We start from the raw sequence: 13,491 nt of genomic DNA, 5'->3' as shown, positions 1-13,491 counted from the left end.
GGCGCGTGATCCCCCCCTGCGCCAGCGACGTTCGTCCTGTGAATTGCCGTGCATCAGGCCCGCCGATGCAGTGAGCTCAAGGCTGCTCGGAAGGCGGCGCCAGCAACTGGATTTCCTCGATGGTTTCCACTTGCTCGTGAGCAATGGGCACGCCCGTCAACTCTCCGATCAATCGCCAATGCTCGTCGAGCCCGCTGCTGATGGTGGCCATGCGATCGATCATGCGTCGACCTGCAGCCTTGGTCACCTCGTCATCGCTGCGCAGCAACTCGAATGACATGGACGTCACCGAGGCGGTCAGGTGAGTCAGGGAGCGCGCTGTCAGCCCCAGTAGTTCCATCAGTTGTTGCTCTTTCGAATCCATTTCGGGGCTCCTGCGTCTGAGGTTCATTTATAACCCAGGCCCTGGCATTAGGAAATATTCACGCCCAGGAACAGGCCGGCCAAATCATTCAATAACGCCCCGGTTTGATTGCCAAGCTGCGCAAGGCCGGTGTACAAATGGGTGGCTGCTGTCAGGAAACCGGCTTCATACATGTCTTCGCCAACCTGCTATGACCTCGCTGAAATCCCCTAAAACTGTAGCCCTATTGGTAAGACGCGACATTTCCTTATAAGATCGCGCCTTCCCCTATTTCGTCGCCCCGTGCGGCTTTTGCCGCAGGTCTCGCCCGTTTTTTCATGAAACAAGGCTTTGAGCATCTGCGATCAGTGACAAAAGGTAGTCAATCATGAGCGCAAGGCACTTTCTCTCCCTGATGGATTTCACGCCCGACGAGTTGCTCGGCGTGATCCGTCGAGGCGTGGAGCTCAAGGACCTGCGTAATCGCGGCGTACTGTTCGAGCCCCTGAAAAACCGTGTGCTGGGGATGATCTTCGAGAAGTCATCGACCCGCACCCGTATTTCTTTCGAAGCCGGCATGATCCAGCTCGGCGGCCAGGCAATCTTCCTGTCGCCCCGCGACACCCAGCTGGGCCGTGGCGAACCGATCGGCGACTGCGCCATCGTCATGTCGAGCATGCTTGATGCGGTGATGATCCGTACCTTCGCCCACAGCACGCTGACTGAGTTTGCGGCGCACTCGCGCGTACCGGTGATCAATGGTCTGTCCGATGACTTGCACCCCTGCCAGTTGCTGGCCGACATGCAGACGTTCCTCGAACACCGCGGCTCGATCCAGGGCAAGACCGTGGCCTGGGTCGGCGATGGCAACAACATGTGCAACAGCTATATAGAAGCCGCGATCCAGTTCGACTTCCAACTGCGCATCGCCTGCCCGGAAGGCTACGACCCCAGTGCCGAACTGGTGGCCAAGGCCGGGAGCCGGGTGACCATCGTCCGTGATCCGAAACAGGCCGTGGCCGGCGCGCATCTGGTGAGCACTGATGTCTGGACCTCCATGGGCCAGGAAGAAGAAACCGCCAAGCGTCTGAAACTGTTCGCGCCACTTCAGGTCAACCGCGCCCTGCTCGACCTGGCGGACGCTGACGTGCTGTTCATGCACTGCCTGCCGGCCCATCGCGGCGAGGAGATCAGCGTCGACCTGCTGGACGATCCACGCTCCGTGGCATGGGATCAGGCAGAAAATCGCCTTCACGCACAAAAGGCCTTGCTCGAGTTTCTGGTCGAGCCGGCGTACCACCACGCATGAGCCATACCCTGCTACTGAACCTGCAGAACCTGACTTGCGGTTATCAAAACCAGCGCGTCGTCCAGAACCTCAACCTGCACCTCAATGCCGGGGATATCGGTTGCCTGCTCGGCTCGTCCGGGTGTGGCAAGACCACGACGCTGCGAGCCATCGCCGGTTTCGAACCGGTACAGGAAGGTGAGATCCAGCTGGCGGGGGAAACCATCTCCCGCGCCGGTTTCACCCTCGCCCCGGAAAAACGCCGCATCGGCATGGTATTTCAGGACTATGCGCTGTTCCCTCACCTGAGCGTGGCAGAGAACATTGCGTTTGGCATTCGCAAGCATCCGGACAAGGACCGCGTGGTCGAGGAACTGCTGGAGCTGGTCAACCTGAAGAGCCTGGGCAAGCGCTTTCCCCATGAACTGTCCGGGGGTCAGCAACAACGTGTGGCCCTGGCTCGCGCCCTGGCGCCGGAACCGCAATTGCTGCTGCTCGACGAACCGTTCTCCAATCTCGATGGTGAGCTCAGACGCAAGCTCAGCCATGAAGTGCGGGACATTCTCAAGGTCCGCGGCACCAGCGCGATTCTGGTAACCCACGATCAGGAAGAAGCCTTCGCGGTGAGCGACCATGTCGGGGTATTCAAGGAGGGTCGGCTGGAACAGTGGGATACGCCCTACAATCTGTACCATGAACCGCTGACGCCATTTGTCGCCAGCTTCATTGGCCAGGGCTACTTCATTCGCGGCCAGCTCGACAGCCCGGAATCGGTGCAGACCGAGCTGGGTATCCTGCGCGGCAATCGGGCCTACACCTGGCCCATCGGTGGTGCGGTGGATGTGCTGCTGCGCCCGGACGATATCGTCTACGCACCGGACAGTCCGCTCACAGGCAGGATTGTCGGCAAGACGTTCCTGGGGGCTTCAACCCTGTATCGCCTGCAATTGCCGACCGGAGCGCAGCTGGAATCCATTTTCCCGAGCCATGCCGACCATCTGGTGGGGGACAACGTCGGCATCCGCGTAGCGGCTGAACACTTGGTGCTGTTCCAGGCGTCAGGGAGCACGGCGGCCCATATACCCCCCGTGGAAAGCGGCGTGCGGCGCTACAGTACTGCCAGCTAGAAGCAATTGTGGGAGCGAGCCTGCTCGCGATGGCGTAGGCATATTCAGCATCGATGCAAGCTGAACCAACGCTATCGCGAGCAGGCTCGCTCCCACATTTTGACCTCAGAGATTTGAGATGAGGTTACCGGCTCCCCCCAACATCAACGTCCCACTGGCCACCAACGTCGCATTCCCGCCAATCTTCACCCGCTCTCCCTCAAGTCGGCAGAACAGTTCGCCGCCCCTGGCCGAGCACTGATAAGCCGTCAGCCCCAGCTTGCCCAAGCGCCTGGACCAGTAGGGAATCAGGCTGCAATGGGTCGAGCCCGTGACCGGATCTTCATTGATGCCAATCGCCGGGGCGAAATAGCGCGAGACAAAATCATGCCGGCTTCCCGGCGCAGTCACGATTGCGCCCGGCCACGGCAGCTTCGCCAGGGCCGCCATGTCCGGCTTGCAATCGAGCACCGCCTGCTCCGACTCCAGCACGACGAACAGTTCGTTGGAGCTCAACACGTCCACCGCTTCCACGCCCAGGGCAGCCTGGACCACCAGGGATGCACCCAACTCGCTGGGGACGATGGCTGGAAAATCCAGCCATAGCCGATCACCTTCGCGAGTGACGCTCAACGCCCCGGATCGACAGATGAAGTCCAGTCGCTCGACGGTTTCGTGATAGACCTCGAACAGCACATGGGCGCTGGCCAAGGTGGCATGCCCGCACAACGGTACCTCAGTGGTGGGCGTGAACCAGCGGATATGCCAATGCTGGCCTTCACGCACCAGAAAGGCCGTTTCAGCCAGGTTATGTTCGGCGGCGATCCTTTGCATCAAGTCATCGGCCAGCCAGGCGTCGAGCCGATAGACCATCGCCGGATTGCCGCCAAACGGCCGATCACTGAACGCATCGACTTGATGAAACGCAAGCTGCATGGCACTTCTCCTTGTTATTGATGCATGAGCATGAGTGCCCAGCTACTGCTTTTCCAGTGACAGATCCGACGAATTTTCACCCTACAGCCCAGGACGAAGGCCCCCGGCAGCCACCCAGCCTAAGCCCGACACCATTATGACAACGGTACTTGCTCACGCCCTGCGCCGGTTTCAAGCACGCCCGATATCCGCAAACGCCGCCCCGGTATGCTCGGCCAGTACCGCAGGCGCCAGCTCTACCTCCAGCCCGCGCCTTCCGGCACTGACAAAGATGCTGGCGAACGGCTGGGCAGAACTGTCGATAAAAGTGCGAAGACGTTTTTTCTGCCCCAATGGACTGATACCACCGAGCAGATAACCGGTCGAACGCTGGGCGGCCGCGGGGTCGGCCATCTCGACTTTCTTTACGCCGGCGGCATGGGCCAGGGCTTTCAAATCCAGGCTGCCGACCACGGGCACCACCGCCACCAACAACTCGTTTTTTTCGCTGGCCGCCAACAACGTCTTGAAGACCTGCGCCGGATCCAGTCCAAGCTTTTCTGCCGCTTCCAGACCATAGGAGGCTGCCTTGGGATCGTGTTCATAACTGTGAATGCGATGCTCGGCGCGCACCTTTTTAAGCAGATCCAATGCCGGGGTCATGATCGCTCCTGAGAAAATTCGAATAAGCGTGGCCGGATTCTAAGTCATCGTCGGCCAAAAGGCGCTGGAACTGGGCTGCCAACCCCAGTGACTTAGCGTGAGCGAAACAGTCATTCACACCACGAATAGTTTAAATGTGACCAATGGTTCACTTTCGACCTTTGACACCAGCGTTTCTTGTCTATATTTTTTCGAAACTGAAAACAGAAATGCTGGTCTCAACCAACACCCCGAGTTCAGGATGAGGATCCTACCTCGGCGCTGAACGCGCGATCGGGCTTTACCGGACGCGCCAGACAACAACAAAAACCGAGGTTTGAATGACAATTGCTTTACAACAGCCACCCCTTTCCAGCCAATGCCTGGCCGAATTCCTGGGGACTGCCCTGCTGATTTTCTTCGGCACTGGCTGCGTTGCAGCGCTCAAGGTCGCGGGTGCGAGTTTCGGTCTGTGGGAAATCAGTATCATCTGGGGTGTCGGTGTCAGCATGGCGATCTACCTCAGCGCCGGCGTTTCCGGCGCACACCTGAACCCCGCCGTCAGCATCGCGCTGTGTATTTTCACCGACTTTGAAAAGCGTAAGTTACCCTTCTATATTATTTGCCAGGTGGCCGGCGCCTTTTGTGGCGCGCTGCTGGTCTACACGCTGTACAGCAATCTATTCTTCGATTTCGAACAGTCCCGGCAAATGATTCGTGGCTCAGAAGCCAGCCTTGAACTGGCCTCGGTGTTTTCCACTTACCCACACCCGGCGCTGTCCACTGGCCAGGCCTTTCTGGTGGAGGTGATCATCACCGCCATTCTGATGGGCGTGATCATGTCCCTGACCGATGACAACAATGGCCTGCCCCGCGGCCCGCTGGCGCCACTGCTGATCGGCCTGCTGATCGCGGTGATTGGCAGCTCGATGGGGCCGCTGACGGGCTTCGCGATGAATCCGGCGCGAGACTTCGGCCCTAAACTGATGACTTTCTTCACCGGGTGGGGTGAAATTTCCCTCACGGGTGGACGCGACATCCCGTACTTCCTGGTTCCGATTTTTGCACCGATCGTGGGTGCATGCCTGGGCGCTGCGGCCTATCGCGGGTTGATTGCCCGCCATCTGCCCAGCGCCGTGGCTGTTACAAAGGATGCAAAACCGGCCATTGACGGCAAACCCAGAACATCCTGAAACAATCGGCGCACACTCTGCCCGCTCAAGCGTGCGCCAGGCCTCACCCCTTATTCACGTCCCAAGGCAATCGACATGACCGACATTCAGAACAAGAACTACATCATTGCCCTCGACCAGGGTACGACCAGCTCGCGGGCGATCATTTTCGACCGCGACGCCAATGTGGTCTGCACCGCCCAGCGCGAATTCGCCCAGCATTACCCCCAGGCCGGCTGGGTCGAACACGACCCGATGGAAATCTTCGCCACCCAGAGCGCGGTGATGGTCGAAGCCCTGGCCCAGGCTGGCCTGCATCATGACCAGGTCGCCGCGATCGGCATCACCAACCAGCGCGAAACCACCGTGGTCTGGGACAAGACCACCGGCCGGCCGATCTATAACGCCATTGTCTGGCAGTGCCGACGTAGCACCGAGATCTGCCAGCAACTCAAGCGTGACGGCCACGAACCGTACATCAGCGAAACCACCGGCCTGGTCACCGACCCGTATTTCTCCGGCACCAAGCTCAAGTGGATCCTGGACAACGTCGAAGGCAGCCGCGAACGCGCACGTAACGGCGAACTGCTGTTTGGCACCGTGGACAGCTGGCTGATCTGGAAATTTACCGGCGGCAAAGTCCACGTCACCGACTACACCAACGCCTCGCGCACCATGCTCTTCAATATTCACTCGCTGGAGTGGGACGCGAAGATGCTCGAAATTCTCGACATCCCTCGCGAAATGTTGCCGCAAGTGAAGTCGTCCTCGGAAGTCTATGGCCGCACCAAGAGCGGCATCGCCATCGGTGGCATCGCCGGCGACCAGCAGGCCGCCCTGTTCGGCCAGATGTGCGTGGAGCCAGGCCAGGCGAAAAACACCTATGGCACCGGCTGCTTCCTGTTGATGAACACCGGCGACAAAGCCGTCAAATCCAATCATGGCATGCTCACCACCATCGCCTGCGGTCCCCGCGGCGAAGTGGCCTATGCTCTGGAAGGCGCGGTATTCAACGGCGGCTCCACCGTGCAGTGGCTGCGCGATGAGTTGAAAATCATCAATGACGCTCTCGACACCGAATACTTCGCCAACAAGGTCAAGGACAGCAACGGCGTGTACCTGGTGCCGGCCTTCACCGGCCTGGGCGCCCCCTACTGGGACCCCTATGCCCGTGGCGCGCTGTTCGGCCTGACCCGCGGCGTGCGGGTCGACCACATCATTCGTGCAGCGCTGGAGTCGATTGCCTACCAGACCCGCGACGTACTCGACGCCATGCAGCAGGATTCGGGCGAACGCCTCAAGGCCCTGCGCGTGGACGGCGGCGCGGTAGCGAACAACTTCCTGATGCAGTTCCAGGCGGACATTCTCGGCACCCGGGTCGAACGCCCTAAAATGCGGGAAACCACGGCTTTGGGCGCCGCGTATCTGGCCGGCCTGGCGTGTGGTTTCTGGGGCAGCCTGGAAGAACTGCGCGGCAAGGCCGTGATCGAGCGCGAATTCGAACCGCAACTGGACGAGCAGGCCAAGGAAAAACTCTACGCCGGCTGGCAGAAAGCGGTCAGCCGCACCCGCGACTGGGAACCTCACGAAGACGCTGAATAAGCCGAAGCTGGGTACGACGAGGGTCGTGAAACTGGTCGGGAGGGGATTCCTGCGGCATCATGGGCAAATTTTGTATGGCAGCCCAAAGGAAGCCCCATGAATCTGCCTCCCCGTCAGCAGCAAATCCTCGAACTGGTCCGCGAACGCGGCTACGTCAGCATCGAGGAAATGGCGCAGCTATTCGTTGTCACCCCGCAGACCATCCGCCGCGACATCAATCAATTGGCGGAACTGAACCTGCTGCGTCGCTACCACGGCGGCGCGGCCTATGATTCGAGCGTTGAAAACACCGCCTACGCCATGCGCGCCGATCAGATGCGCGACGAGAAGCAACGCATCGCCGAAGCCATTGCCGCCCAGATCCCTGACCATGCCTCGCTGTTCATCAACATCGGCACCACCACCGAATCCATCGCCCGGGCGCTGCTCAATCACAACCACCTGAAGGTCATCACCAACAATCTGCACGTAGCTTCGATCCTCAGCGCCAAGGACGACTTCGAAGTCCTGATCGCGGGGGGAAATGTCAGACGCGACGGAGGCGTGGTAGGCCAGGCCAGCGTCGACTTCATCAACCAGTTCAAGGTCGACTTCGCCCTGGTGGGCATCAGCGGGATCGATGAAGACGGCAGCCTGCTGGATTTTGACTACCAGGAAGTGCGGGTCTCCCAGGCGATCATCGCCAACGCCCGGCAGGTGCTGCTGGCGGCGGACTCCAGCAAATTCGGGCGCAACGCCATGGTCAGGCTGGGACCGATCAGCCTGATCGATTGCCTGGTGACCGATCAGCAACCCGTGCCGGCCCTGGCGCAATTGCTGAGCCAGCACAAGATTCGGTTGGAAGTGGTCTGAGCTCCCTCCGAAACCCTGTGGCGAGGGGATTTATCCCCGCTTGGGCTGCGCAGCAGCCCCAATACAGTCAACTCAATTTGCCTCATATACCGAGTCGCCTGGCTTTAGGGCTGCTGTGAGCCCAGCGGGGATAAATCCCCTCGCCACAAAAGCATCTCCGACCATATCAGCGACCCGCTTCATGTTCGAAAATTTTCCTTTCAGCTTCCTTTGATCAGTATTTTCAATCGAAGTCTGCTGGCTGTTGCCGAGTTTATGGGCTAGTATTTTCGCAAATGAACATTAATGTTCGAATTCAAATATTTCGAAAAAAAGCCCGAGGCCAGCCGATGCCCACTTCTACCTTGCCTACGCCCCCTCTCGCTGAGGTTTACGACGTCGCCGTCATTGGCGGCGGGATCAACGGCGTAGGGATTGCCGCAGACGCAGCGGGTCGCGGCCTCTCGGTGTTCCTTTGCGAAAAGGATGACCTGGCCAGCCACACCTCCTCGGCCAGCAGCAAGCTGATCCATGGCGGCCTGCGCTACCTCGAACATTACGAATTCCGTCTGGTGCGCGAAGCGCTGGCCGAGCGCGAAGTGCTGTTGACCAAGGCTCCGCACATCGTCAAGCAGATGCGCTTCGTCTTGCCCCACCGTCCGCACTTGCGCCCCGCCTGGATGATTCGCGCCGGCCTGTTCCTCTACGATCACCTGGGCAAGCGCGAACAACTTGCCGGTTCCAAAAGCCTGAGATTCGGCGCCGACAGCGCGCTGAAAAGCGAGATTACCAAAGGCTTTGAATACTCCGACTGCTGGGTCGACGATGCGCGCCTGGTGGTGCTCAACGCCATGGCCGCCCGGGAAAAAGGCGCCCATGTCCACACTCGCACACGTTGCGTGAACGCCCGTCGCAGTAAAGGCTTGTGGCATTTGCATCTGGAACGCGCCGACGGCAGCCTGTTTTCGATCCGCGCCAAGGCGCTGGTCAACGCGGCCGGTCCTTGGGTTGCCAAGTTCATTCGCGACGACCTGAAGCTGGAGTCGCCTTACGGCATTCGTCTGATCCAGGGCAGCCACCTGATCGTGCCGAAACTCTACGAAGGCGAGCACGCGCACATTCTTCAGAACGAAGACCAGCGCATCGTCTTCACCATTCCGTATCTGAACCAGTTCACCTTGATCGGCACGACCGACCGCGAATACACCGGCGACCCGGCCAAAGTGGCGATCACCGAGGGCGAAACCGATTATTTGCTCAAAGTGGTCAACGCGCACTTCAAGAAGCAGATCAGCCGCGACGATATCCTGCACAGCTATTCCGGTGTTCGGCCGTTGTGCAACGATGAATCCGACAACCCATCGGCCGTCACCCGGGACTACACCCTGGCGCTGTCGGGCAGTGCGGACGAAGCCCCGCTGCTGTCGGTGTTCGGCGGCAAGCTGACCACCTACCGCAAACTGGCCGAGTCGGCCATGGCGCAGTTGGCCCCGTATTTTACCCAGATGCGCCCCAGCTGGACTGCCGTGGCTACCCTCCCCGGCGGCGAAAACATGACCACCCCGCAAGCGCTGTGCTCGGCGATTCGTGACAAATTCGACTGGGTGCCGACCGAGCTTGCCCGTCGCTGGGCCACCACCTATGGCAGCCGCACCTGGCGCATGCTTGAAGGCGTGCACAACCTCGGTGACATGGGCGAATACATCGGCGCGGGCCTCTACACCCGGGAAGTCGACTACCTGTGCAGCGATGAATGGGCCATCGATGCCCACGATATCCTGTGGCGCCGCAGCAAACTTGGCTTGTTCACCACCGCGGCCGAACAGCAGAAGCTGCAGCAATACCTGGACAAGGTGGAGCACAACCGTCGCAAGATCGAAGCGGCCTGATCGGTTAACCGCTTATACGAAAGCCCCTGAATCTGGCGATTCAGGGGCTTTTTGCTATCTGGCATACACCGCCGCCCTCTGTGGGAGCGAGCCTGCTCGCGATGAGGCCATCAACTTCAACATAAGTCTCGCCAGGCAGACCGCTATCGCGAGCAGGCTCGCTCTCACAAGACATGGAGAGGCCGGAATGCATTCGGTTTTCCGAACAAGACTCACCAGTCAATTCGGCCAACCGGATAAACAGCCTGTGGAAAAAATCAGAAAAAAGATTAATTACGTTTAAAAACAAACAGTTAATTTGAGTCAACTGGTCTGGCACGACTCATGCTCTACACTCCTTCGAGACGAATGCCTGCATGCCAACACAACAGGAGCTGCCAGGTACTTCGAAGCACTCAGGGCCGACGAACCGGCTGAATAAGAAAAACAATGTCGAGGAAATATCGATGCGCATCGTTCCCCATCTCCTGGGCGCAGCCATTGCTGCCGCTCTGATCAGCACCCCGGTTTTCGCTGCCGAACTGACCGGTACGCTGAAAAAGATCAAAGAGTCCGGCGTCATCACGCTCGGGCATCGCGACGCTTCCATTCCGTTTTCCTATATCGCGGACGCCTCCGGCAAACCGGTCGGCTATTCCCACGACATTCAGCTGAAAGTCGTCGAAGCCCTGAAAAAAGAACTGGACGTGCCGAACCTGCAGGTCAAGTACAACCTGGTGACCTCGCAAACCCGTATCCCACTGGTGCAAAACGGCACCGTCGACCTGGAATGCGGCTCCACCACCAACAACGTCGAGCGTCAACAGCAGGTTGATTTCTCCGTTGGCATCTTCGAGATCGGCACCAAGCTGCTGTCCAAGAAGGACTCCAAGTACAAGGACTTCGACGACCTCAAGGGCAAGAACGTCGTGACCACCGCCGGCACCACGTCCGAGCGCATCCTCAAGTCCATGAACGCCGATAAGCAAATGGGCATGAACGTGATCTCGGCCAAGGACCACGGCGAATCGTTCAACATGCTCGAAGGCGGCCGTGCCGTTGCCTTCATGATGGACGACGCCTTGCTGGCCGGTGAAATGGCCAAGGCCAAGAAACCAGGCGACTGGGCCGTGACCGGTACCCCGCAGTCCTTCGAAATCTACGGTTGCATGATGCGCAAGGGCGACGAGCCGTTCAAAAAAGCCGTCGATGACGCCATCAAGGCCACCTACGCTTCTGGTGAAATCAACAAGATCTACGAAAAATGGTTCATGCAGCCAATTCCGCCAAAAGGCCTGAACCTGAACTTCCCGATGAGCGAAGAGCTCAAGAAACTGATCGCCGAACCGACCGACAAAGCGGCCGACGAAAAGAAATCCTGATTCCTGACTAACCTTGTCCCCTGGAAGTGCTTTTGCGCTTTCAGGGGATGGTCACTCCCTGCTGGCATATCTGGAAACACTCGAACCGGTGGCTGTCGAGCCGATCGTGTGTGCCTGCCCTTCAAGGGTCAGGTGGGAATGGAGCTTCCCCAGGCGGGTATTTGCATATCGATCGATCTGAGGGGAGACCCTAATGAATTACAACTGGGACTGGGGCGTGTTCTTCAAGTCCACCGGCATCGGCAGCGAGATTTATCTCGACTGGTACGTGGCCGGCCTGGGCTGGACCATCGCCATCGCCGTCGCGGCCTGGATCATCGCCCTACTGCTGGGTTCGGTTCTGGGCGTGATGCGCACCGTGCCGAACCGGCTGGTGTCGGGTATCGCCACCGGCTACGTGGAGCTCTTTCGTAACGTACCGCTGCTGGTTCAGCTGTTCATCTGGTACTTCCTGGTGCCCGACTTGCTGCCTGCGGACCTGCAGGAGTGGTACAAGCAGGACCTGAACCCCACGACCTCGGCCTATCTGAGCGTCGTCGTGTGCCTGGGCCTGTTTACCGCCGCGCGGGTCTGCGAACAAGTTCGTACTGGTATTCAGGCGCTGCCGCGCGGCCAGGAATCCGCCGCACGGGCCATGGGCTTCAAGCTGCCGCAAATCTACTGGAACGTCCTGCTGCCCCAGGCCTACCGGATCATCATTCCGCCGCTTACCTCGGAATTCTTGAACGTCTTCAAGAACTCCTCCGTGGCCTCGCTGATCGGCCTGATGGAATTGCTTGCACAGACCAAACAGACCGCCGAGTTCTCCGCCAACCTGTTCGAAGCCTTCACCCTGGCGACACTGATCTACTTCACCCTGAACATGAGCCTGATGCTGCTCATGCGCATGGTCGAGAAGAAAGTCGCGGTGCCCGGCCTGATTTCCGTGGGGGGTAAATAATGGAACTCGACTTCACTGGCATCATCCCGGCCATTCCCGGTTTGTGGAACGGCATGGTGATGACGCTCAAGCTGATGGCCCTGGGCGTCGTTGGCGGGATCATCCTGGGGACTATCCTGGCGCTGATGCGCCTGTCCCACAACAAGCTGATCTCCAGCATTGCCGGCGCCTACGTCAACTATTTCCGCTCGATCCCGCTGCTGCTGGTCATCACCTGGTTCTACCTGGCGGTGCCGTTCGTTCTGCGCTGGATCACCGGCGAAGACACCCCTATCGGTGCGTTTGGCTCCTGCGTCGTGGCGTTCATGATGTTCGAGGCGGCCTACTTCTGCGAAATCGTGCGGGCCGGCGTGCAGTCGATCCCCAAGGGTCAGATGGGCGCCGCCCAGGCGCTGGGCATGAATTATGGCCAGACCATGCGCCTGATCATCCTGCCCCAGGCGTTTCGCAAGATGACCCCGCTGTTGTTGCAACAAAGCATCATCCTGTTTCAGGACACCTCGCTGGTCTACACCGTCGGTCTGGTGGATTTCCTCAATGCTTCGCGGGCCAATGGCGACATCATCGGCCGCTCCCATGAGTTCCTGATCATCGCAGGTCTCGTGTACTTCACAATCAGCTTTGCCGCCTCGCTGCTGGTCAAGCGTCTGCAAAAAAGGTTCGCCGTATGATCTCTATCAAGAACATCAACAAGTGGTATGGGGACTTCCAGGTACTGACCAATTGCAGCACCGAGGTCAGCAAGGGTGAAGTTGTGGTGGTGTGCGGCCCCTCGGGTTCGGGCAAGTCCACGCTGATCAAATGCGTGAACGCCCTGGAGCCGTTCCAGAAAGGCGACATCGTGGTCGACGGTACGTCCATCGCCGACCCGAAGACCAACCTGCCGAAACTGCGCTCGCGCGTTGGCATGGTGTTCCAGCACTTCGAGCTGTTCCCGCACCTGACCATCACCGAAAACCTGACCATCGCCCAGATCAAGGTGCTGGGCCGCAGCAAGGAAGAAGCCACCCAGAAAGGCCTGCAACTGCTTGAGCGGGTCGGTCTGTCGGCCCATGCCCACAAGCACCCGGGCCAGCTCTCCGGCGGTCAACAGCAGCGCGTGGCGATTGCCCGTGCCCTGGCGATGGACCCGATCGTGATGCTGTTCGACGAACCGACCTCGGCCCTTGACCCGGAAATGGTCAACGAAGTGCTCGACGTGATGGTGCAACTGGCCCACGAAGGCATGACCATGATGTGCGTGACCCACGAAATGGGCTTCGCCCGCAAAGTGGCGAACCGGGTGATCTTCATGGACCAGGGCCAGATCATCGAAGACTGCGAGAAGGAAGAGTTCTTCGGCGACATCAGCGCCCGCTCCGAACGTGCGCAGCATTTCCTTGAGAAAATCCTGCAGCACTAA

The 13,491-nt window shown here is 59.3% G+C and carries 14 protein-coding genes; 10 read left to right on the top strand and 4 right to left on the bottom strand.

The genetic code is table 11. The annotated features are described in order from the left end of the window. Positions 1–76 precede the first annotated feature (76 nt). Complete coding sequence (locus CRX69_RS10455; protein WP_047227023.1) at positions 77–364, bottom strand: hypothetical protein; 288 nt, start codon at positions 362–364, stop codon at positions 77–79. Between the two features lie 47 nt (positions 365–411). Next, positions 412–537 carry a hypothetical protein gene (locus CRX69_RS28065; RefSeq protein ID WP_257220644.1) on the bottom strand — a complete coding sequence of 42 codons (126 nt, stop codon included), beginning with the start codon at positions 535–537 and terminating at the stop codon, positions 412–414. 194 nt (positions 538–731) lie between these two features. Here CRX69_RS28065 and argF point away from each other — a divergent pair, with 194 nt between their 5' ends. Both argF and CRX69_RS10445 read left to right on the top strand, forming a co-directional pair. Continuing rightward, complete coding sequence (argF, locus tag CRX69_RS10450) at positions 732–1,652, top strand: ornithine carbamoyltransferase (protein ID WP_047227024.1); 921 nt, start codon at positions 732–734, stop codon at positions 1,650–1,652. Beyond that, positions 1,649–2,758, top strand: a complete 1,110-nt coding sequence (locus CRX69_RS10445) for an ABC transporter ATP-binding protein (RefSeq protein WP_047227025.1) — start codon at positions 1,649–1,651, stop codon at positions 2,756–2,758. The genes argF and CRX69_RS10445 overlap by 4 nt, the downstream gene beginning before the upstream one ends. A 105-nt stretch (positions 2,759–2,863) precedes the next feature. On the opposite strand, the gene CRX69_RS10440 is transcribed toward CRX69_RS10445, so the two are convergent. Together CRX69_RS10440 and ybaK are read right to left on the bottom strand one after the other, a co-directional pair. Further along, positions 2,864–3,673, bottom strand: coding sequence for a PhzF family phenazine biosynthesis protein (locus CRX69_RS10440; protein ID WP_047227026.1), 810 nt, complete (start codon positions 3,671–3,673; stop codon positions 2,864–2,866). A gap of 171 nt (positions 3,674–3,844) precedes the next feature. Next, complete coding sequence (ybaK, locus tag CRX69_RS10435) at positions 3,845–4,315, bottom strand: Cys-tRNA(Pro) deacylase (protein ID WP_047227027.1); 471 nt, start codon at positions 4,313–4,315, stop codon at positions 3,845–3,847. Positions 4,316–4,635: 320 nt separating this feature from the next. On the opposite strand from ybaK, the gene CRX69_RS10430 reads away from it, so the two are divergent. From CRX69_RS10430 to CRX69_RS10395, 8 genes are all read left to right on the top strand, one after another. Continuing rightward, on the top strand, positions 4,636–5,487 hold the full coding sequence (locus tag CRX69_RS10430; protein WP_047227028.1) for an MIP/aquaporin family protein: 852 nt from the start codon (positions 4,636–4,638) through the stop codon (positions 5,485–5,487). Between the two features lie 75 nt (positions 5,488–5,562). After that, entirely contained in the window at positions 5,563–7,068 is a 1,506-nt protein-coding gene (gene glpK, locus CRX69_RS10425; protein ID WP_047227029.1) for a glycerol kinase GlpK, read from the top strand. Between the two features lie 96 nt (positions 7,069–7,164). Continuing rightward, a complete protein-coding gene (locus CRX69_RS10420; RefSeq protein WP_047227030.1) occupies positions 7,165–7,920 on the top strand; it encodes a DeoR/GlpR family transcriptional regulator in 756 nt (251 codons plus the stop codon). A gap of 329 nt (positions 7,921–8,249) precedes the next feature. Further along, entirely contained in the window at positions 8,250–9,788 is a 1,539-nt protein-coding gene (glpD, locus tag CRX69_RS10415) for a glycerol-3-phosphate dehydrogenase (protein WP_047227031.1), read from the top strand. Between the two features lie 446 nt (positions 9,789–10,234). Next, positions 10,235–11,149: a glutamate/aspartate ABC transporter substrate-binding protein gene (locus CRX69_RS10410; RefSeq protein WP_047227033.1), complete on the top strand. Its 915-nt coding sequence runs from the start codon at positions 10,235–10,237 to the stop codon at positions 11,147–11,149. A gap of 193 nt (positions 11,150–11,342) precedes the next feature. Further along, positions 11,343–12,089, top strand: coding sequence for an amino acid ABC transporter permease (locus tag CRX69_RS10405; protein WP_047227034.1), 747 nt, complete (start codon positions 11,343–11,345; stop codon positions 12,087–12,089). Beyond that, positions 12,089–12,760 carry an amino acid ABC transporter permease gene (locus CRX69_RS10400; protein ID WP_047227035.1) on the top strand — a complete coding sequence of 224 codons (672 nt, stop codon included), beginning with the start codon at positions 12,089–12,091 and terminating at the stop codon, positions 12,758–12,760. Before CRX69_RS10405 ends, CRX69_RS10400 begins: the two co-directional genes overlap by 1 nt. After that, positions 12,757–13,491: an amino acid ABC transporter ATP-binding protein gene (locus CRX69_RS10395; protein WP_047227036.1), complete on the top strand. Its 735-nt coding sequence runs from the start codon at positions 12,757–12,759 to the stop codon at positions 13,489–13,491. Before CRX69_RS10400 ends, CRX69_RS10395 begins: the two co-directional genes overlap by 4 nt.

This window comes from Pseudomonas rhizophila (assembly GCF_003033885.1).
Classification (GTDB): Bacteria; Pseudomonadota; Gammaproteobacteria; order Pseudomonadales; family Pseudomonadaceae; genus Aquipseudomonas; species Aquipseudomonas rhizophila.
Note: the sequence above shows the minus strand (reverse complement) of the source record. Positions and strands in the feature narration are given on the sequence as shown.